Here is a 22,035-nt window from a genome sequence, read left to right as displayed (position 1 = left end):
AATGGTTAATAAGTCATGCGAATTCCGCACATAAGGTTAAAATTCGTGGGACGCTTTGTACGTATCGTTTCAAGTTTTGAATCCGTATTGAAATGATGCGATACTCCCGGCTCTGCAAAAAGTGCTATCCGGTCATTTACTTTATAATTAACCCCTACTCCGGCTATTACAGCCAACTGTACAGGCTCATTCTTAAAATCATTATTCGGCGCACCTGCTATACATTTTTCAACTATTCCTCCTATAGAAGCATACAAATCCAGCTTCTTTGTTTCCGCCAGATGCACATTCACTTTTACCGGAACACCCAGATAATGAAGATTCTGATTCTCTGAACGAAGATTTGAATAAGTCAATCCGGTTTCTACTCCCAGGTACTTATTCAACATCTTCTCTACCGTGACACCTGCCATTACAGGCATCTTATATTTCCCGTTTTCTGCCGGAAGAGCCGTACCAACAGCAGCTTTCACAGCCCAGGTACGTGGTTTCTTAACCTCTGCCAACACCGGCTTCACAGGTTGTTCTTCTGTAACAGTAGTAGCAGGCTCATTGTTTACTCCTGCCTTCCAAATATTTTCTCCGGAATTCTCCGTTTCTCTTCCATACCCATGATGACTTGAGGTGGTTGATGAAAAGCTGAATGACAAAGATACAGTTACTGATATCGAATCATCCTCTTCTCCTTCGGACTGAACCAACATAGCATACCGACCAGGAGCCGGTTTCTGCAATACCGGTTCGGTATGGGCAGGTGAGAACGATTGATTCACCCGATCACCATCCAGATTTCCTACACCGGAAACTGCTAATTGTGTAAATGCCTCTTCTATTTCTTCTTTCGGTGAGAAAAACCAGAAAGCTGCCGAAGATGCTGCCAGCACTAATAAAACAGAGGCTGCGGCAGCTACCCGGAAGAATAGCACACGACGGCGCTGATGGCTACTAACTGCCACATCACAGCTCAACTCTTCCCAAAAACCATCCCTTACCGTCATCTCGGCATGCCCAAGACGCGAACGGAACAGATCGGTTATTTCATCATTTTCTCTCTTCATGGTTTCTATATTCTTTAATCCTTTTTGCTAACAAATATTTGGCCCGGTGAAGTTGCGAAGTAGACGAATGCTCTTTTATATGAAGCATGCCTGCTATTTCTTTGTGCGACTTCTCCTCAAACACATAGAGGTTAAACACGGTTCGGCACCCATCGGGTAGTTCAGCCACAAACGCCATCAGTTGTTCTTCGGAGATACTGCTTCCTCTATCAGATGATATATCGGGGATATCGGGCAGTTGTTCTTCATGAACCATCACCTGTGTGATGCGTTTTTGCCGTCGGAGATAATCAAGTGCCTGAGTTACCATCACCCTCGTGATCCATGTAGACAGTGATGCCTCTCCACGAAACGAGAAATTGGTGAATATCTTGATAAAACCGTCGTGCAACACATCATGGGCCGCATCCATATCGCCCGTATAACGGTAACATACCGCCAGCATCTGCTTAGAATAGAGGGTATAAAGCTCCTTTCGAGCGGAATCTTTCCCTGCCCGGCAGCCCTTTATCAGTTCTATCTCGTTTTCCAATGTCAGTGCTTTTTTTACGGACGCCTCTCTGCGTCGTTTGTTAGTTAGACGCAGCATTCTGAGAAATGCTGCAATGATAATATTTAAAAGAAGTTAAAGACAAAAAAACAATAGACTTTAAGTAGTACTTCAAATTTAGTTCATACTATGACAACATTCTATTGAAACGCAAATGATCGCAGATTTTCGCAGATTAAATGGCTGCGCTATACTTGAGCGATGATATGCTTTGCATGAATCTGTGAGTTTCTGCGTTTCAATAAGAGTATCATATAATTTTGAACGATTACTTACCTATAATAAACAACCTCCTGCATACTACAATAGATTGAGCATACAGGAGGTTAAGTCTATTTTATTTTATCAGAATAAATCAGTTGTCAACAGGCCTTGAAACTCATATCAAGTCCTTTCACCGAATGCGTCAAAGCACCCACAGATATAAAGTCCACTCCACATTCGGCATAATCGCGCAATGTATCGAAAGTGATACCGCCGGATGATTCCGTCTCATATTTGCCAGCCACCATCTCAACAGCTTTCTTTGTCATCTCAGGAGTGAAATTATCAAACATAATACGATCTACTCCACCCAAATCAAGCACTTGTTGCAATTCGTCGAAGTTACGCACTTCAATTTCTATTTTCAGATCTTTGCCTTTCTCCTTGCAATACTCCTTTGCACGAGTGATAGCCTTATCAATGCCACCTGCAAAATCCACATGATTATCTTTCAGGAGGATCATATCAAACAGCCCTATGCGATGATTCACCCCACCACCAATCTTCACAGCCATCTTTTCAAGAATACGCATTCCCGGTGTTGTTTTACGGGTATCAAGCACATGAGTATTCGTACCAACCAGCTTTTGAGCGTATTTACGGGTCATAGTAGCAATACCGCTCATACGTTGCATTACGTTCAGCATCAGACGCTCTGTTTGCAATAACGATTGTACTTTTCCTTCTACTATCATTACCACATCACCAGGTTTTACTTCAGTACCGTCATTGATAAACACTTCCACCTTCATAGTGGGGTCGAAACGATTAAATATCTCTTTAGCAACTTCAACGCCCGCCAATACACCGGTTTCTTTAATGAGGAGTTTTGATTTTCCCATTGCTGTAGCAGGGATACACGAAAGGGTGGTATGGTCACCATCACCTATATCTTCAGAAAAGGCAAGGTCAATCAACTTGTCTATAAGTTCTTTTTCCTTATTCATTGGTTTTGTCAATTCTTATTTGATGAATTAAATATTTGTTCTGTACTCTTTTGAAGAAACAATTCACCCGAAAGTTTCCATTAGCAGTTGTCAAGGTACCAATGACAAAACTCGATTCGTCACGCTTTCCCTGATGATTTACATTAAAAGCACTGACCTTATTTTCAGTAAAAAAAGTATTCATGGTACTTTCTGCTGCTTGCTTGTCAGCATTCGTCGAACGATTCTGAATGATGAGGTCTACCTTATCACCCAGGAATTTGTTCAGCTCCTGAGAGCTTCCTTTTTTAAATGCCAGAACTACACCCACCGGTACATCTTGTGCCAAAAGCGCAGACGCGGAAAAGAGCAATCCGGCAATCCATAAAAGTACTTGTTTTTTCATAACCACAAGCTTTTCAGATATCAGTTTTCAACTTAATCTGGTATCTAATGATACGCAAAGGTAAGCATTTATTGCAGAATACAATAAAAAATGCCTATTTTTGTGCGATAATCAGAACTGTATCAGCATGAAAACGACTTTGCTCGTCGTAGGACGAACGGTAGAACAACATTATATTACTGCTATCAACGACTATATCCAACGTACAAAACGCTTCATATCTTTCGATATGGAAGTCATTCCTGAACTTAAAAACACCAAAAGCCTCTCGATGGAACAACAGAAAGAGAAAGAAGGAGAACTTATATGCAAAGCCTTACAACCGGGAGACGTGGTGGTGCTGCTTGATGAACATGGCAAAGAAATGCGTTCTCTCGAATTTGCCGAATACATGAAACGAAAGATGAATACGGTGAACAAACGGCTGGTGTTCGTCATCGGAGGTCCTTACGGTTTCTCGCAGCGGGTATATGATGCCGCACAGGAGAAGATTTCAATGTCGAAAATGACCTTCTCTCATCAGATGATACGCCTTATCTTTGTAGAGCAGATATATCGTGCAATGACAATATTGAATGGAGGCCCCTATCATCATGAATAATTGCTTCGGGGAGCCTGAATTGGATTTCTTTTCAACTTACTATTTGACAAAGTGATATTCCTGACGTCACAGACTCCTCTTATTTGGATCTGAATGAAGTACCAGTCACTAAAATCGCCTTGATTTCCATATTCATTTTTTCAGATAACACGGATTATTGTCCATCAAGTAACATTTTCCTTCTTTCTTTCATATTTGCTACACAATATATTATCAAAACCAGCAGATATAATTCTTTTTTCTACCTGAAGACAGATCAAATATCAGTATCAGTTAGCCTAAAAAAAGGGACTTTACGGAGAAATATTTTTTCCCCGTAGAGTCTCGGAATGTTTCTCTACGAGACTTGGACCGTTCCTCGTATACTCTATTAAAACCAAATGTTTCCGCAGAATATTGCTTTAATAAATGTTAACTACGAAAGATATGTCCTTTCTTCATTATGTTTTCTTTTTCATTACAATTAATGACTGACTCTACTTTCGTAACTATACCAATTGTTATATCTTATGGATGTTTCACTTATTTCTCGGTGATAAATGCCCCGTTTCTCGTAGAGAATCGAAGCGTTTGTCGTAGAGAAACGAGTCGATTCTCTACGACAAAATAATCTCTCATATAATGTATTAATTATCAATGTATTATAAAACCGTCTACTTGTTTTGAATATTTACTACCTAAACGGTCCATTTGTTCCTTTTTCAGCATTCATGTGTATCTGAAATCACAACACATCTCGGGTCTCTTTGTATATAATCCCTGTCATAGGTCTGTTGCTTGTGAATCAGACTGTAAATCAGCCGCAATAACTTATTGGCAATGTTATTCATCGCTACGAAAAAGTGCTTCTTTTCCACTTTATGCTTTTTTAGGAAGTATAATCTTATTTCTTTATTATGCTCCTTTGCCGAACGTGCACATAAGAAAAGCAGTGTTTTCAATTGTTTGTCACCCATTGGCGATATTTTATGTCCGCATTTCATCTTTCCCGATTCTTTTGGATAAGGAGCGATACCTGCGTAAGCAGCACATTTTTTAGCCGTGTCTAATTTTCTAAAATTCTCTGTCTTTATTATCAGCTCACAACTGGTCACAGGTCCTACACCGACAATGGAGGTAAGAATCTGATAATTCCTGCTGAATTCGGAAGAGTTTTGTATGAGGGCTTCTATCTCATGGTCAAGCCCGGATATTGGGGTATTTAACTCCGCAAGGACAGCTCTCCGTGCATGGACGGCCGCCAGGGAAACAGAAGATTTACAATTATCACCTATGTTTAAAGTGTCCAGGCGCTTACGAGATTCCACCAGCAGAGAGCGTGTACGATACAATTCCTGAAGTTCAGACATCTCTTCCCCAGCATAGAAACAAGGTCTGAGAAGGTCATAAAAACGTTCGGCATATTCACGGATACGACAGGCATCCAGAGGATCGGATTTACCACGCTGAAGCCCCAGACTATGCTTTATCTGATAACCCGGAACAAAACACAGGCATATCCGGTTTAAAGTACACAGACGAAGCAGTAGGTCGCCATAAACGCCTGTATGTTCCGCACAAAGAACGGCAGAGGAAGGCAAGGAGAGAAGAAACTTGCTGATCCCATGAACCGTGTTCTTTACACCGGATAAATGACGGACACTGCCCGATTCACTCAAAAAACTAACCTCAAAGCTTGACATTCCCAAATCAATTCCATAAATTTGTACCATAACATTTTTATTTAGTGAAGGGCTCCGATATTGAACGGCTACTACCATGATAATGGGATCCAACTCCCGAAATACTCTCTGGCTTAGGTTCAATAAATATGTCGTGCTTAATACGAGGAATAATCTAAAAGATTAATAGAGGAAGTAAGCTAACGCGACATATGGAGGCTTTCTTGTTTACGAGACAATATTAAGAAATTTATTCTTATTAACGTTCATAAAGAACTATGTTTTCCATGGCAAAGATAATGGCAAAGATAATGGTAGAGAAACCGGACTTATCTTACCAGGATAAATGAATTTACACACCGGGATACAGTACATATCTATGCAGATAGAGCAAAAATATACAATACAGACCGCATATTATTACAAGTATTTATGCAATTCGTCCTCTAACAGCAACATTTGTCCCAAAGCACGTGTTATAGGATCGGCCAACAAAAGAGCAAAACGAAAGTTATTCTTAAATTTTAAAAACTTTTAGGCTAATTCTTTATTTTAGTCTACACCTATTTGCCCTAACAGGTGTAGACTAAAATAATTGTATTTTTCCCCACTAAATTATATCTTTGCAACGTTACCAAACAAAAAAAGAATACAACAAACAGAAGAGGATCCTACCAGCGAAGTTGTGGATACTGCTGACGAAGATACAACAGAGCAACAGCAAACAGCTACAGCCGATTCCTCTCCGGACATTACGAACGACACGGAATCAGAGACGGAAAAGAAAATGAGCAGTAAAGAACTGGAGAACCTCAAAATCTTTGACCGCCTTGTGTTTTTCGTGAGAAATACAGCATGACACCGGCGGAGTTCAGAAAGAGCTTAGAATAACTCTGTTATTCGTGATTCATCAACCGACACAGGAATAGGCATTAACAAATCGAAATAAAAGCAGGAATATTTTGTTTGTCAGCAAAAAAAGGAATACTTTTGTATTGGATACAATAATATTCAATACATCCTATTTTCCATTTTTTCAAATACAATAGTATGCCATTACTTTATAATTTCGACATTGATACACCCGATGAATTATTAGCGATACTTGCTTCTAATCTACAAAAGCGCAGATTAGAAAAGGGGCTGTCACGGGAAGCTCTCACAGAACTTAGCGGAGTTCCAACTCCCACTATTGCTAAATTTGAACAAAAACATACCATTTCACTGGCTTCCTTCGTGGCATTAGCAAAAGCATTAGGTTATACCAAAGACATGAAAGCACTGCTCTCCGAACCACTCTACAACACAATGGAGGAACTGGAGATGATTAACAAGAACAAAAACAGAAAAAAAGGGCGAAATGAGATTTACAAATAAAGTAACAGTCACGTATCACAATCGTACTGTTGGAACACTTAGTATGACTCCCGGACAACCGATTATGCGCATTTCAATATGATAAAGATTGGTCAGTAAACGGATTTTCCATTTCACCGCTTGACTTGCCCTTAAAGTCGGATCTGTTCATCGCCAAACCGGAACCATTTTGGGGTAACTTTGGTGTTTTCGAAGACAGTCTGCCCGACGGATACGGGCGCTATTTACTGAATCGTATGCTGAAAAAACAAGGAATCAACGATAGTAAGCTAACTCCTTTGCAGCGTTTGAGCATTGTCGGTACATCGGGAATGGGGGCTTTGTGCTATATTCCCGAAACATATATAGGCGAAGAAAAAACATTACCGGAGCTGGACGATCTCCAACAGATGGCACTGGACGTACTATCTGAAAGGTCTGATAAAGATGAAGATATCTTATATTTTAATAGCGGCAATTCGGGAGGATGTCGCCCTAAGTGCCTGTATCACGATGCAGAGGGGACATGGTTAGTAAAATTCAGACACACATACGACCCCAAAGATATGGGGGTAATGGAATACCAATATAATGAGATAGCACGTAAATGCGGTATCACTGTACCTGATTATAAGTTAATGAACGGAAAGTATTTTTCAACCAAACGTTTTGATATTGAGCATGGAGAAAGGTTGCATATCGCTACAGCCGGGGCAATCTTAAACGAATCGATTATGCAACCCAAACTGGAGTACAAAACCTTACTCCATCTGACGGGATACCTCACACAAGACCCGAAACAAGTTGCTGAAATGTTTCGACGCATGGTATTCAACGTTTTAACCGACAATAAAGACGACCATGCCAAAAATTTCAGCTTCATTTGTCGGGAAGGTACCTGGTCATTAGCTCCGGCTTACGACTTAACCCGATGTAGCAATGGCTATAATGGAGAACATGCCACCTCTGTCAATAATAACGACAATCCAACTATCGAAGATATGCTTGTTGTAGGTGAAAGTATTCGCATTCCCAGAAAAAAAGGAACAGACATTATTATGAGTATTGCCGAAGAATGCTCGGAAATTCTATCGACGGAATACAAACGAATAATATAAACTATACTTTGTATCCAATACTTCATCTATTCGTGATTCATCAACCGGTGTTCCGCCATTTGCTCATATTTCGTTCCCGGACGGCCATAGTTAGCATACGGATAGATGGAAATACCTCCACGCGGAGTAAAGATGCCGGTCACTTCGATATATTTCGGATCCATCAGGCGGATAAGATCTTTCATAATGATATTCACACAATCTTCATGGAATGCGCCATGGCTACGGAAGCTGAAGAGATAAAGTTTCAGGCTCTTGCTTTCCACCATCTTCACATCCGGAAGATAACTGATACGTATCTCAGCAAAATCCGGCTGTCCGGTAATGGGACAAAGGCTGGTAAACTCAGGACAGTTAAAACGTACCCAGTAATCATTTTCGGGATGCTTATTATCAAAAGCTTCCAATACTTCGGGAGCATAATCTTGTTTGTACTCTGTTTTTCTACCCAAAAGGGAGAGTTGATCTTTTAATTCAGTCATAAAATGAAAAGTTGTGCTTCCCGCACGGGGAGGTACGACAAGCGATGATTATATATAAAAGAAACAGTGGTAAAAGAGAGATAACAGCTCTTTTATCTGCGTTTTATTAAAGAAAATACTCTATGTTACTCTCTGGCGAGATACTCTTCCAATCCCTGCTGACGTAATTTACATGCCGGACAATGCCCACAGCCATCACCCTGTATACCGTTATAGCAAGTCAATGTATCATTACGGATGATGTCAAGCACCCCTAATTCGTCAGCTAATGCCCAGGTCTGTGCTTTATCAATCCACATCAACGGAGTATGCAAAACGAACTGTTCATCCATTGCCAGATTCAATGTTACATTGAGAGACTTAATAAAAGCATCCCGGCAATCGGGATAGCCACTGAAATCGGTTTGCGACACACCGGTCACAATATGGTTGATACCTCTTTCACGTGCATATACGGCAGCAATACTAAGAAAAAACAAGTTACGCCCCGGTACAAACGTATTCGGAAAACTATCGGCAGGCTTATCCTGATCCATCTCCATCGTTGTATCCGTCAATGAATTGTGCCCCAATTGTCCTATAAAGGAAACATCCATTGCTTCAAATTCCACACCGGCATTACGGGCTATCTCACGTGCCAGTTCTACCTCCTTCTTATGTTTCTGCCCATAAAGAAAACTCAGGGCAACCACTTTCTTAAATTCACGCTTTGCCCAAAACAGGCAGGTCGTTGAATCTTGCCCACCGCTGAACACGACTAAGGCAGTATTTTTATTAATCATAAATAATGACTTTTGAGTAGTGATAAGTGAGTAGTGATAAGTGATTAGTGCCATGCGGATCATAGCGCAGCTTACTAATCACTTATCACTACTCACTTATCACTTATTAAACGTCTTTTATTTTAAGTACATTATAGGAAATATCTTTATCGTAGACATCGCTGCCGTCTATCTTCTTGATAGCATTTACAACCCGAATCGTCACAGGAAGGATAATAACCTCGTACATAGATTTCAGCACGATTTGGATTCCCATCATTACCAACAGTTCCGGCCAGGCAATGATACCACCAAAAGCAACAGGAAAGAAGATAAAAGAGTCCGCCGTTTCTCCGACAACCGTAGAAATAATAGCACGTGCGGAGAAGTTCTTTCCACCGCTGGCAACTTTCATCTTACTCATCACATAAGCATTAAGGAATGAACCCACCAGAAATGCCATCAAACTGGCAAAGACAATACGTGGTGCCATACCAAACACAAAATCAAAATGCTCTTCCCCCTCCCAAAAAGGAGCAGCAGGAATAGCTACGGCAATCAAGCCCAATGCTACAACAAAGAAGTTCATGGCGAAACCACTCCAGATAATGAGACGGGCTTTTTTGAATCCCCATACTTCGGCAATACAGTCGTTGATTATATAGGAAATAGGAAATACAAGCAATCCGGCAGTAACGGTAATACTACCTACCTGAATCACTTTGGTTTCAAGAAGATTGGCTGCAATAAGGCATACATTAAACAATATGCCAAGCAACATGAAGGGAATGGATACTTTTTCTTTCATACTCCTGTTTTTTACGTGGTGTTCTAGAATACACGACCGCTATTCACGGCATCATACGTTTTTTTAATTCGGGCAGCAAAGATACGGCATCTTTAGAAAACCGACAAGCGATTAGGATGTTTTTTCAAGAAATCAAAAAAGGGTAACGGATACTATATCATTTTTCACAAAATAATTGAACATAATTATTCGCAACTATATACTTTATTGTACCAACGATTGTGTACAATGATTGGTTATACCAATAATAACGAGTTCACTCCAAGGTTAACTTTTGCTCACCGTACTTATTCTCTTGATTTAGCTGAGAAAAATACAAAATGTGCCACAATGTCTGTCTATTTGGCAGATATTGCGGCATTAAAGATTATTTGTATTAATTGGTACTGTTTTTGAAAGTTTTTATCAGTGTCATCGGCATTCCGTTTTGCTTAAAATTCATTTTTTGGATATAACGGCAGTTTACACCTATCTTTCTGAAATCAAGATGGCGGAGTTCCTTCCGTTGAAAAGGAAAATTCACATGTTTAACTAAGGAAAATGTTATTATGGGTATCAAAACAGGTCCAAAAAGAATTGCTATTTCCACAGGAAAGCCTGACCGTCGTCAAAGAGACAACAAGCAGACTCCAGGAAATACACCATCTTTGAAACCCCATATTCATAAGAAGGGGGATTAAACTCCAAGTAAAAACGGATGCCTTTGTCTGACATCCGTGGAGTAAAATGTTAATGTTCATCCTCATCGTGTAGCAGCACAATTTTGAGGTCTATCAAAGCTTCTGTCATTTTGACATTATGACGGTGGCTTTTTTATAATGGTGCAAATGTAACGCATCAAGATGAAATAGGTTGTGTTACTCTGAAAAAAATTAAGATTTATTGTCATTACAATTATATCATTCTACAACATTTGGTTTCAACCAATCTTCGAGTAAACTTAATCATTTTCTTCATTTGTTGTTCCTTCTTGTTTCTCTTCTGATTGACTATCTGCCATTTTTACAATTTCTATTTGCAACGTATTTTCCAACGTTTCATTCAGGGTTTCTGTAAGAGTTTTCATTTCGATACAATTTTGATTTGATAGAATATGTATTTACTCTCATAAAACAAATAAAAATCTACGTTTTAATGCAACCAATAACCTAATAATCAGTCGCTATTATTTTTTTTGCGAAAATTCTTAAGATTCTTCTCTAAAACTGAAATTATCCTCCCATTTCGTGTACAATTTCTCTATTAATCAATAATTGTACACATGAAACCATTCCACTCACTACTTCAAATGATAGATACTTTGCATACCGAAGAGGATTGCAGAGAGTATCTTGAAGATATGCGGTGGCATGGTGAGCCTGTTTGTTCGCATTGTGGCTCTATAACTAAGCACCACTATAAACTGACTCAAAACGGAGAGTTTAAAGGTTTGTACAAGTGTAAAGATTGTCGGGAACGGTTTACGGTTCGGATTGGTACAATGTTTGAGGATTCCAATCTTCCGTTAAAGAAGTGGTTCTATGCTATCTTTCTGTTCCTTTCGCACAAGAAAGGCATTAGTAGCTGCCAATTGGCGCGTGATATCCATGTAACCCAAAAGACAGCATGGTTTATGCTGCACCGCATTCGTCATAACATAAAGGATGATGATGCAACTTTTGATGATATGACTCAAATGGACGAAACCTATATGGGTGGTAAAAGTAGAAGTCATGGTAACGGTACACAAGGTCGTAGCCTCAAGGAAAAAACACCTATATTCGGCATGGTTTCAGACGGTCTTGTTTATGCACAAGTAGTGCCTAATGTTCAGAAAACAACTTTATACCCGATTATCAAGGAACGTGTGCGTAAAGGGTCTACAATCATTACAGATGAACTAAATGTATATAACACATTAAGTAAAGATTACGAGCATAAGACTATTCCACACAAGCAACATATTTACGCTTTGAACGGATTTCATACAAACTCAATAGAAGGATTTTGAAGTCATATTAAGCGTGGCATCAAAGGGATATATCACCTTGCGAGTAAAAAACATCTTTCTAAGTATTGCAAGGAGTTTGTATTCCGATACAACACACGTAAACAAACAGATGGCGAGCGTTTCAATGATTTCTTGCAAAGTTTCACGGAACGGTTGTACTATGGCGAATTGTTAATGAAACCTGAATGGGCATAGGAATCAAATTAAGAAACAATTATATAAGTAGTCTGTGATTTGTCTAAAGCATATTTGTCTGTTTCCACCTTTTTTGTTTACTTTGTACACTAACTAAAAAATGAGGTATAAGAACAGATATTATTTCTAAATAGACATATTGCATAACTTGCAGACAATTATTTGACTTGGTAAAATCTGGTAAATTTTAAATGAAGTTCAAAATAATGAGTCTAAGCATAGTTTGCACCCTCAATCGAGGGCGCAGACTGCTTTTTCTTATTTGAACTTCGGGCTTACCAGAGCCTTACCAATCAATGAGGAAGAGTATGTTTGTGCCCTTTTCTTGTATCTACTCATTTGATTATCCAAAAGGCAAAACTCTTCTCTAAAAGTCTATAATACATATATCAAATATTAATCATTAAAAAAAGGAGAAACCTATGGGTAAAATTGCAACAAGAGCGTTTTGTAACATACTAAAAGCTGGTGCGTTTAGTTCAGATTTGACTAAATGCCCGATTAGAAGTGAAATTGAAGCAATCTCTGGATTCTTTGTAAAGGGCACTTACGCCAATAATCAATTAGTAATGGAAGGAGATATTATTGGTCCTGTTACCGTTGTTATAGTTGGTGCAAGTGGTAATATTATAAAGACACAAGTATAAATTGTAAAACAGGAAAGTGCCGTTTCCGGAACAACCCGCTTTCTTGAAATTATCTCATCCCAGTGGTTGTGGGATAAAACAAATTTAAATAATGAAAACAAAAATCTTTTGTATGATGGTACTGTGTACCGGATTATTGATTGGGTGTGACAAAGAACCTATAATTCCCGAAATTCCGGTTAAGCCTCCTGTTGAAGAACCAGAGAAACCCGAAAAGCCAGACGAGCCTGGAGAACCCGAGGAACCAGAAGAACCTGAGAAACCAATAGAACCGGGAGAATTACCTTCAACAGAAAAGATTATTAACTTTAATAACGAATTTATGATAGTAGGAGCTGATAACAATGTATGGTGGAGTGGCATTACCTATGGAAATGGGAAATATGTTGCAGTAGGAAATGGAACATCAGACAGTGGTTATATCACTACATCCACCGATGGAGAAAATTGGTCACCAGTTAAAACATTAGGAATGAAAGGTTGGTATAATATTGCATACGGAAATGGGAAGTTTGTAGTAGTAAGTTCGGCATTTGATTCATATGCAGCTTCATCAATTGATGGTGAAAACTGGTCAGAACTGATTCATTTTGATAATGAAATTGGTTTTAGAAGAATTATATTTGGTAATGGGAAATTTGTAGCGGTGACTCGTAGCGGAATAAAAGAAGGCTCACCAATTATATCATCAACAGATGGAATGAATTGGACAGAACCAGTATATACAGGAAGAACCTATGCCACAATAAATGACATTGCCTATGGAAATGGGAAATTTGTAGCTATTGGCAAAGTTAACAATGCAAACTTCGCTATAACATCAACGGATGGAAGAAGTTGGTCTGCTCCTAATGTAATTGCAGGAAGCAACACCGTGAATACTATAGGTTTTGGTAATGGGAAATTTGTAGTAGGAACTATGAATGGTGAAATTACTGTATCAACAGATGGAATTAACTGGTCACCGATAAAAGTGATACAATCTGGTATGCAAATTATGGATATAACACTTGGAAAAGGGAAATTTATTATGACAGGTATTGTTTTCAATCCTGTCTATGGTGGATAGTTTCAACGTCTGTTGATGGAGAGAATTGGTCTGAGCCCCAACAGGTAAGTAATAAACCGTTAAGTGACATTTGCGCTATGCCATAGACAATCGAACTCTATATCAAATATTAGTAGGGTATGCTGGGAAACTGGCATGCCCTCTTGTTGCTTGAAGAAGTTTCTAACAACATCTCCCTATTCATTTATCCCAAGTTAAGATTATATCAATGTGAATCCTTTAGAATATAGCTGCTTAAATTGTAGCTCACGAGGGACTTTTACTTCAATATAATGAAACCCTTCAAATTTTTTAAAGATGAAATACTGATAGTTTGGTATTGGGTAACATATCGGATATGCTATCAGTGTTTTATTGAAAAAGCTATTGTTTAAAGCGTCGAATCCTTGATAGCATACAAACTTATCGTTGTTTTGTATGTTGGGTTTTAATTGCATTTTAGGATTTTGGTATGCCCCAATAGCAGTTGGTTCATATGCATTGTAGAATAAAGTACCTAATGGATAAGACATTATTGTATCAATTTGGTAATATAATGATTGGGATGTTAAGCTATAAAGAAAACCAAATCTTTTTCCGTTATGGTTTAGGCAATAGAATCCTGTATGTATTACCTCATTATCTAAATCTAAATTATGTTCTGAATGTATTGCTGTGTTTATAATATTCAATACATCTTGAACATTAGGCGAATACAGATAAAGTATAGCATTGTAAAAGTCCATTTTATGAGGTGGTTTGAATGTGTAGCAATGTACTGTACAGTTTTTATAAAGAGATTAATCATCAAAAAAATCAAGATAATCTTCATCCCTTTCACTTTAGTTTTCTATCCCAATCTGATGGCGAACTGTGCTTTTTATTATTTCTCCGTTGGCGTCGTAATGTTTCCATAATAATTGTTTGTAAGATTGATATCTATTCGTATTTATCTGCAAATATAATTAAAATTAACGGTAAAATGAAATTTGAAAATGATTTCAATAACGACTGATGTGGTTTTAATAATGCCAATCTGCTAAGTCGCAGATTGGCACATTAAAGTCCAACCAGTCATTATACACAATCGTTGGTACAATAAAGTATATAGTTGCGTAATTATTTATATAAATAGAGTAAAAAAGATAGAATATCTCTTGATTAATTCAGAATAATTTCTTAACATTGCGAATATTGGGTGTTAAAGCTTATTTATCTTCGGTTCTCCAGCATTCATTTATGAAGATACAAAATGATAAAGACGTATGGTATATCTGAAACTTACCTGCCGTGCTATTTTGAGTGATTACTACATAAATAGTAATACATTAAAAGTAAGCACGTTACAACAAACCTTACATGACTCCTATGAGTGCTGAAATGGGAAAAGCAATGAAATAATAATCTTAAATACAATACAGATATGAAGAATTTTATAGGGTTCATCGTTTTAATAGTTGCAGTTTGTTCTAAGTTACAAGCGCAACATTCCGAAGGAAATCCTTTTCTCCGCTTGGGCTATAAAGCTGATGTATATACTTTCGGAGAAAAGAAAGAATTTCACGATCAAGAGGAAATTGTAGAGATAGGTGATGTATTTTTTAATACGAAAACAAATGAAGTGGTCGGATTTGTAGAAAATAATACAGATTCATTGATAGAATTGCAGCCTGAATTACAGAGTATGTCAATAGATCCACATTGTGAGAAGTATTATTCAATTAGTCCTTATGTATATTGTATGAATAATCCAGTTAAACTTATTGACCCAGATGGAAAAGATGTATATGGGTTTGATATTAATACAGGACAACTATCAATAACTCAACATACGGATGATGACTATGATAGAATAATGATAGGAAACTTCAATAAAGAAAATGAATTTACCGTTACAGATAAAGATAATTATTTAGATATCTCAAAAGGAATTCTTTTAGGAGATTATTTTGATGATATTTCAAAATCAGGACTCGTATTTAGTGAAGCTCATTTAAATGAAGGTATTAGCACCATCAAATTTTTATCATTCAATTCCAATATTGAGATGTCGGCATGGGGATATAAAACAAGTGTAGGTGAAGGACTTGCAGTTTCTCCATGGGTTTTCAATAAAACAATTAAAGAAAATGGTGTTGAATATATGACATCTAAAGATTTTTATGGTAAAAAGGAAAGAGTTGGATATTTAGGAGAAAAAGATTTTAACATTCACACTCACCCTGGTTCAAAAGATGGACGAGGTGGTTTAGGAACTCCTTCGAAAAAAGATATTTCCAATATAAAAAATGATGACAAACACTCTTATTATATACTATCTAAAAGAGATGGAATAACTCAATATTATCCTAATGGAAAATGGAAAAAATCTGCTATAAAATTCTGAATATATTATTGTTTCTTTTCATCTGTATTAGTTGTACAACTAATACAGATGAAATTATTAAAGAAGTATGTACCAAACTTTCTTACCAAGAAAGGATGATACAGAAAGAAATTTCTGTAATATCTTACTTAATGGTAATTGAACAACCTTCTAAAGGTAATTATTGCATTTACACAATAGACTCTAATGTTTATCAAGAAGGAGACACATTGATAAAATACACAAAATATTTTAGATTAAACGATGTCTATGTTTTCATTGAACAAAAAAATAATCTCAAACAATCAATATCAAAGAATATACAAGAAGAAATATATAATTGGGGAGAAGGGCTGATAACATACGAAGCTCCTCAATATACACTTATTATTGATACTTCTAATAATAAATACAAATTATTCAATGATTATGAAGATTTTTGTTTTTCGTATGATTCTTTACTGTTGTGGGACGTAAAAAAAATAGAATCCATATTTCATAATTAACAATTATAGTTACCAATACTTATAAATGAATATATTCCCCTCATACGAATTAACTCCAACAAAAATTAGCTCAATAAATCCATACTACAACTCACCCAAAATAGTAACATCGTAGATACAAACAGGAAATATGTATATAAAAGCGTGGAACAAACGTGCAGAACAATATGACATAGAATTAATCCGTGCCGATTTTCCAACACAAAAAATCAGCAGTTATAAACACCGACAATGCATCTTTAATTATTATTTACCAAATTCTTTCAATTCCCTCTGCAACCTTTTACGCACAAAGAACAAACGACTTTTTATCGTACCAATCGGAAGCCCCATTTTCTCTGCGATCTCATTGTATTTGAATCCGGCAACGTACATGAGAAAAGGTTTTCGCATAGATTCCGGTACCGCATTAATCACTTTATGAAGTTCCTTCAGATCATAAGCATATTCAAAACGTTCTCCATCTTCTACCTCCAACAGATTCTGACGGCCAATGCTATAACTATCATCCATCATAGACATTTCACGCGTAACCCGACGATAATTATTAATAAAAAGATTACGCATGATTGTGTACATCCAGCCCTTAAAGTTTTGCGCATGAACAAACTTCTCCTTATTATCCAGAGCTTTCAACATACAATCCTGCACCAAATCATTAGCCGAATCCTGATCGGCAGTCAGCTTGAGAGCAAAGTGACGCAACTCTGATTCCATCCCTACTATTTTATTTGTCAGTTTATCCATTGTGGTTTTATTATTCAAATTATTACTGAATGCAAAGATGAGGTTTCTAAAAGAATTTACCTATGGCAATACTTCCGCAATATTTGTCTATTTTTCCCAAAGATAATGCAAACCGAGAGCAGAATAAAATGAACGAGTTCATTTTTTATGCCAAGGTGCAGCTTATCTTCGCTTTTTTGGCAAAGATGTCTCAACCTTTTCAAATTTTAGTTGTTCTTTGCACATTCACCTAAAACTTAACTTATAATGGAAACAACATTTAGAACAGTAGCGCTGCTACTTGGAATGGGACTACTCCCACTCTGCGCAAATGCCCAGAAAAAAGTAATCATTGAAGATAAAGAGCCAAACTCTATCATGTTTGTCTCAAGGGATAAAGCCGGAGATGAGATTATCCGAATCATGGAGGAGACACAACTTAGACGCTTTCACGAACCCAAAGCTCCCCGCTTCTTGCTGACAGATCAAAAAGGGAAGTTTGCCCTCGGTATTGGAGGATACGTACGTGCTACGGCAGAATATGACTTCGGAGGTATCGTTAAAGATGTAGATTTCTATCCGGCACTTATACCCAACAGAGGGACGGATTATGCAAGAAATCAGTTTCAGATGGATGCTACCACTTCTACCCTATTTTTAAAGCTGGTAGGGCATACCAAGAATCTGGGAGACTTTGTTGTCTACACTGCAGGAAACTTCCGGGGAAATGGAAAAACATTTGAACTCCAGAATGCATACGCTTCATTCTTAGGATTTACATTAGGATACAGCTATGGTTCATTTATGGATTTAGCAGCACTTCCCCCTACCATAGACTTTGCCGGGCCTAACGGTTCTGCATTCTATCGTACCACTCAGTTAAGTTATATGTATAGCGGATTGAAGAACTGGAAATTCGGTATTGCTGCCGAGATGCCTTCGGTAGACGGAACAACCACCGACAAACTGTCTATCAGCACACAACGTATGCCGGACTTTGCCACTTCTGCTCAATACAACTGGAATAAGAACAGCCACATCCGCCTGGCAGCTATTCTTCGCAGTATGACTTATTCAAGTGATGTTTATCAGAAAGCCTATTCCACCACCGGATTCGGATTGCAGGCATCCACCACATTTGCTGTTACTCCGAAATGGCAACTATTCGGACAGTTTAATTATGGAAAGGGAATCGGGCAGTTTCTCAACGATCTTAGCAATCTGAATGTAGACCTTGTTCCAAATCCGGAGAAAGAGGGCAAAATGCAAGCACTTCCTATGCTCGGATGGTATGCAGGAGTACAATACAATTTATGCAAGAATATGTTTGTATCAGGGACTTATAGTTTGTCAAGACTTTACTCCGAACATGGATATCCAAGTGAAAATCCGGAAGCATATCGTAAAGGACAGTATCTGGTAGCTAATTTATTCTGGAATGTAACCAGCAACCTACAGGTAGGTGCCGAGTATCTGAGAGGATGGCGCACGGATTTTAATGATGATACCCGCAATGCGAACCGTATGAATCTGTTGGTACAGTATTCTTTCTAAAAAAGAAAATATTTCATCTCTATAAAAACGAAAAAGGAGATTTCACCGCCTTCTCAATAGAAGTAGCAGAGAAATCTCCTTTTATTTATATATAAGAGAATTAGTTCGTGTTATTTAGAACTTATAGTCAAGACCGATACCGAATACTTTATTGGTACGTGAGAAAACATCTGTTCCCGGAATGGCTTGTCCTGCCAAAGCAGAAATCCCGTTATAGTCACTCCAATTCTTTGTATAATCTTCATAATCAGTCCAGAAGTAAGCTATATTCAACTTCAGGTTTTTAGCGATATTGAAACCGGCACCAAAACCAAAAGAGTAAGAACTTACAGCAAAGCTCATATCACTTTGATAACTATCTTCCACACCATATTTTGTGCGTTGCATACCGGCACTGATTTGTGCCCATTTGCATACATCCCATTCGATACCAGCCAGATATTCATTAGTACCTTTATCTATGAAATGCTGTTTCCCGGTTCTTTCTCCAGTAATTAGATTAGTAGCATCGGCCATCTTAGCATGAGTATCGAAGAAATGATGATAACCTACAGAAGCACGAAGCACAGGAAGAATTTCATAAGACACACCAACAGTTAATAAACTTGGAATATCATGTGGAGTGTTTACACCCGGAGCAAATAACTTAGTATCATCCACACGTGTTTTATTCTCTACATTCAGTTTGGTATTAAACTCATATTTCACACCAACATTCCATTTGTTCATCTTAAAGTCAGCACCAATAATAGGTGTTACTCCCCAACCGGTCTGGTCGCAATCCAAATATTTATCTTGAGTATTTTTCGCATACTTATTAGCCATTGCAGCAGCTGCTGCATACTTTTTTGCCGCTTCAGGTTGTCCGGCAACTTCCGCTGCTGCCGCCAGTTTATTAAACTGGTCTGCATAGGCAGTAAACGTCTGGTTCAAATTCACCATTTTATCGCCTATATTAGCCTGAATGTCACGAATATGTCCTTCATACCCATTACTTACATAATTCATACGTAGTCCACCAAAAACAGACAGATAATCTGTTATTTTATAGGTGGCTCCCAATTGAAGACCAAAAATCATCTGTTTTCCACGCATATAACTATCTACAGAATACTTATTCGTATTTGCAAACGGATTTTCAGGAAGCAATCCTCCACTTACTAAGCTCGCTCCAGCTGCTTTCATCGCCATTGGAATGACAGATACCTGAGACTCAAAAGAGCCAAGCCCTTCATTAAAGGTAGCCTTACCACCACCTCCTGTCACGGCAAAACTTCCTGAGAATGCCCAGTCACCTTTTTTATATACAGCAAAAAAACTGGGGACAAACGGAGCAGAAGCTTCGCCCTTATATTCTTTAGTAGCATTTCCACCGAAGCCGGCAAATGGAGCAAACGTAGAAGTTATTGTTCTCGTCTGAAACGCACTCTGACCATTAAAAGAGAGATGAAATCCATCTTCCATAAAAGCCAGACCGGCAGGATTGGAATATACAGCATCAATATCTGTTGAAGCATCACGAGCCAACATTCTTAAAAATAAAACATGCTGATTAGTATTTGTCAGGAGACCTCCCGCAAAAGTTGGAATTGAAACGATCAGCAACACAATGCTAATCAAAGATAATTTTCTCATTTAAATCTTTTTTAAGTTATTTCGGGCGCAAAGGTACAATAATATTGCACACAAGAAGCATCTTTGTGCATTTAATTTCACTAATAAGAAGTATTTGATGAAAAAACAAAATAGTTTCGTTTGTAACAAACGCATCAAAGCCCAATTAACAATATTAACATACGGACAAACTATCCATCTTTAGTGATGCAAAGTATAGTACTTTTGAAGTATAAACTATGCATTTTCACAGTGACTTAAATAGGTATTTAACACACTGTTAAAATAGAACTTTTAAAAGCAAGATAACAGATACGAACTTATTGAGGTTTTCCAGTGTTATTATAGATAATAAACATAGAAATTATGGCATATACAATCGCATTTTTTGGTACAAAGCCCTATGATGAGACTTCATTCAACGAAAAAAATAAAGAGTTCGGATATGAAATACGTTATTTCAAAGGACATCTGAACAAGAACAATGTGTTATTAACCCAAGGTGTGGATGCCGTCTGTATCTTCGTTAATGATACAGCTGACGCAGAAGTCATCCGCACACTGGCAGCCAATGGCGTAAAACTCCTGGCGCTAAGATGTGCCGGATATAACAATGTGGACCTCGATGCTGCGGCCGACAACGGAATAACCGTATTACGTGTTCCTGCCTACTCTCCCTATGCTGTAGCAGAATATACCGTAGCACTCATGTTATCACTCAACCGTAAAATACCACGTGCTTCCTGGCGTACCCGCGACGGAAACTTCTCCCTGCACGGGCTTATGGGCTTTGACATGCATGGAAAAACTGCCGGTATCATCGGTACGGGAAAAATAGCTAAAATACTGATTCATATCCTACGCGGATTCGGAATGAATATACTGGCATATGATCTCTATCCGGATTATAACTTCGCCCGTGAAAACCAGGTAGTATATACTTCATTGGACGAACTGTATCATAGCTCGGATATTATTTCACTGCATTGTCCGCTTACCGAACAAACCAAATATCTGATCAACGATTACTCTATCAGCAAGATGAAGGACGGAGTAATGATTATCAATACCGGACGTGGGCAACTCATCCACACCAATGCGCTTATAGAAGGTTTAAAAAATAAGAAGGTAGGTTCTGCCGGACTGGATGTTTATGAAGAAGAAGGTGAATATTTCTACGAAGATAAGTCCGACCGTATCATCGATGATGATGTGCTGGCACGCTTGCTATCATTCAATAATGTAATCGTGACCTCTCATCAGGCTTTCTTCACCAAAGAGGCATTAGGAAATATTGCAACGACCACTTTACAAAATATCCGTGATTTTATAAATCATAAACCCTTGCTAAATGAAGTGAAGAAATAGAACCTTTCGTTATCCGCAACTGTTGACTGTA

At 38.0% G+C, this 22,035-nt stretch carries 20 protein-coding genes and 2 pseudogenes; 11 read left to right on the top strand and 11 right to left on the bottom strand.

Translation table 11 applies throughout. The features are described from left to right. Positions 1-5: 5 nt before the first annotated feature. From VCM39_RS06610 to VCM39_RS06595, 4 genes are all read right to left on the bottom strand, one after another. A complete protein-coding gene (locus VCM39_RS06610) occupies positions 6-1,058 on the bottom strand; it encodes an outer membrane beta-barrel protein (RefSeq protein ID WP_322933786.1) in 1,053 nt (350 codons plus the stop codon). Next, positions 1,042-1,590 (bottom strand): RNA polymerase sigma factor, encoded by a 549-nt coding sequence (locus tag VCM39_RS06605; protein ID WP_044095369.1) that lies wholly within the window; start codon positions 1,588-1,590, stop codon positions 1,042-1,044. Before VCM39_RS06605 ends, VCM39_RS06610 begins: the two co-directional genes overlap by 17 nt. Before the next feature lie 380 nt (positions 1,591-1,970). After that, on the bottom strand, positions 1,971-2,819 hold the full coding sequence (gene nadC / locus VCM39_RS06600) for a carboxylating nicotinate-nucleotide diphosphorylase (protein ID WP_221650420.1): 849 nt from the start codon (positions 2,817-2,819) through the stop codon (positions 1,971-1,973). Then, the gene (locus VCM39_RS06595) at positions 2,812-3,204 is read right to left on the bottom strand and encodes a DUF4783 domain-containing protein (protein WP_289294044.1); all 393 of its coding nucleotides are present in this window, start codon (positions 3,202-3,204) and stop codon (positions 2,812-2,814) included. The genes nadC and VCM39_RS06595 overlap by 8 nt, the downstream gene beginning before the upstream one ends. A gap of 127 nt (positions 3,205-3,331) precedes the next feature. Between VCM39_RS06595 and rlmH the strand changes: the two genes are divergently transcribed. After that, a complete protein-coding gene (gene rlmH, locus VCM39_RS06590) occupies positions 3,332-3,805 on the top strand; it encodes a 23S rRNA (pseudouridine(1915)-N(3))-methyltransferase RlmH (protein WP_025867180.1) in 474 nt (157 codons plus the stop codon). Positions 3,806-4,506: 701 nt separating this feature from the next. Here the strand turns inward: rlmH and VCM39_RS06585 are convergent. After that, entirely contained in the window at positions 4,507-5,517 is a 1,011-nt protein-coding gene (locus VCM39_RS06585; RefSeq protein WP_413544831.1) for an IS110 family transposase, read from the bottom strand. Positions 5,518-6,151: 634 nt separating this feature from the next. On the opposite strand from VCM39_RS06585, the gene VCM39_RS06580 reads away from it, so the two are divergent. The 3 genes and pseudogenes from VCM39_RS06580 to VCM39_RS06570 all read left to right on the top strand — a co-directional run bounded on the left by VCM39_RS06580 (position 6,152) and on the right by VCM39_RS06570 (position 7,940). Then, on the top strand, positions 6,152-6,325 hold the full coding sequence (locus VCM39_RS06580) for a hypothetical protein (protein ID WP_221650422.1): 174 nt from the start codon (positions 6,152-6,154) through the stop codon (positions 6,323-6,325). 191 nt (positions 6,326-6,516) lie between these two features. After that, positions 6,517-6,843: a helix-turn-helix domain-containing protein gene (locus VCM39_RS06575; RefSeq protein ID WP_221650423.1), complete on the top strand. Its 327-nt coding sequence runs from the start codon at positions 6,517-6,519 to the stop codon at positions 6,841-6,843. Beyond that, positions 6,827-7,940, top strand: a pseudogene (locus tag VCM39_RS06570) (type II toxin-antitoxin system HipA family toxin). Before VCM39_RS06575 ends, VCM39_RS06570 begins: the two are co-directional and overlap by 17 nt. A gap of 26 nt (positions 7,941-7,966) precedes the next feature. On the opposite strand, the gene queF reads toward VCM39_RS06570, so the two are convergent. The 4 genes from queF to VCM39_RS06550 all read right to left on the bottom strand — a co-directional run bounded on the left by queF (position 7,967) and on the right by VCM39_RS06550 (position 11,057). Continuing rightward, on the bottom strand, positions 7,967-8,422 hold the full coding sequence (gene queF, locus VCM39_RS06565; RefSeq protein ID WP_002561353.1) for a preQ(1) synthase: 456 nt from the start codon (positions 8,420-8,422) through the stop codon (positions 7,967-7,969). Between the two features lie 125 nt (positions 8,423-8,547). Then, positions 8,548-9,201 (bottom strand): 7-cyano-7-deazaguanine synthase QueC, encoded by a 654-nt coding sequence (gene queC, locus VCM39_RS06560; protein WP_323674040.1) that lies wholly within the window; start codon positions 9,199-9,201, stop codon positions 8,548-8,550. A gap of 109 nt (positions 9,202-9,310) precedes the next feature. Further along, positions 9,311-9,991: a queuosine precursor transporter gene (locus VCM39_RS06555; protein WP_002561351.1), complete on the bottom strand. Its 681-nt coding sequence runs from the start codon at positions 9,989-9,991 to the stop codon at positions 9,311-9,313. Between the two features lie 940 nt (positions 9,992-10,931). Further along, positions 10,932-11,057, bottom strand: a complete 126-nt coding sequence (locus VCM39_RS06550) for a hypothetical protein (RefSeq protein ID WP_255585954.1) — start codon at positions 11,055-11,057, stop codon at positions 10,932-10,934. Between the two features lie 195 nt (positions 11,058-11,252). On the opposite strand from VCM39_RS06550, the pseudogene VCM39_RS06545 reads away from it, so the two are divergent. From VCM39_RS06545 to VCM39_RS06525, 5 genes and pseudogenes are all read left to right on the top strand, one after another. Next, a pseudogene (locus VCM39_RS06545) lies at positions 11,253-12,176 on the top strand (IS1595 family transposase). A 422-nt stretch (positions 12,177-12,598) separates the two neighbouring features. After that, positions 12,599-12,823, top strand: coding sequence for a hypothetical protein (locus VCM39_RS06540; protein ID WP_221650427.1), 225 nt, complete (start codon positions 12,599-12,601; stop codon positions 12,821-12,823). Between the two features lie 91 nt (positions 12,824-12,914). After that, positions 12,915-13,892, top strand: coding sequence for a hypothetical protein (locus VCM39_RS06535; protein WP_221650428.1), 978 nt, complete (start codon positions 12,915-12,917; stop codon positions 13,890-13,892). A gap of 1,402 nt (positions 13,893-15,294) precedes the next feature. Continuing rightward, positions 15,295-16,257 carry a hypothetical protein gene (locus tag VCM39_RS06530; RefSeq protein ID WP_221650429.1) on the top strand — a complete coding sequence of 321 codons (963 nt, stop codon included), beginning with the start codon at positions 15,295-15,297 and terminating at the stop codon, positions 16,255-16,257. 95 nt (positions 16,258-16,352) lie between these two features. Further along, complete coding sequence (locus tag VCM39_RS06525) at positions 16,353-16,742, top strand: hypothetical protein (RefSeq protein WP_221650430.1); 390 nt, start codon at positions 16,353-16,355, stop codon at positions 16,740-16,742. 246 nt (positions 16,743-16,988) lie between these two features. On the opposite strand, the gene VCM39_RS06520 is transcribed toward VCM39_RS06525, so the two are convergent. Continuing rightward, the gene (locus VCM39_RS06520) at positions 16,989-17,489 is read right to left on the bottom strand and encodes an RNA polymerase sigma factor (protein ID WP_322933905.1); all 501 of its coding nucleotides are present in this window, start codon (positions 17,487-17,489) and stop codon (positions 16,989-16,991) included. A gap of 246 nt (positions 17,490-17,735) precedes the next feature. On the opposite strand from VCM39_RS06520, the gene VCM39_RS06515 reads away from it, so the two are divergent. Next, positions 17,736-19,022 (top strand): DcaP family trimeric outer membrane transporter, encoded by a 1,287-nt coding sequence (locus VCM39_RS06515; protein ID WP_322933904.1) that lies wholly within the window; start codon positions 17,736-17,738, stop codon positions 19,020-19,022. A 114-nt stretch (positions 19,023-19,136) separates the two neighbouring features. Here the strand turns inward: VCM39_RS06515 and VCM39_RS06510 are convergent, their stop codons facing one another. Then, positions 19,137-20,657 (bottom strand): hypothetical protein, encoded by a 1,521-nt coding sequence (locus VCM39_RS06510; protein ID WP_322933903.1) that lies wholly within the window; start codon positions 20,655-20,657, stop codon positions 19,137-19,139. 345 nt (positions 20,658-21,002) lie between these two features. Between VCM39_RS06510 and VCM39_RS06505 the strand changes: the two genes are divergently transcribed. Beyond that, entirely contained in the window at positions 21,003-22,004 is a 1,002-nt protein-coding gene (locus tag VCM39_RS06505) for a 2-hydroxyacid dehydrogenase (protein WP_002561346.1), read from the top strand. Positions 22,005-22,035: the final 31 nt, after the last annotated feature.

The organism is Bacteroides mucinivorans (assembly GCF_034654355.2).
Classification (GTDB): domain Bacteria; phylum Bacteroidota; class Bacteroidia; order Bacteroidales; family Bacteroidaceae; genus Bacteroides; species Bacteroides nordii.
This window is presented reverse-complemented; position numbering and strand designations above follow the sequence as displayed.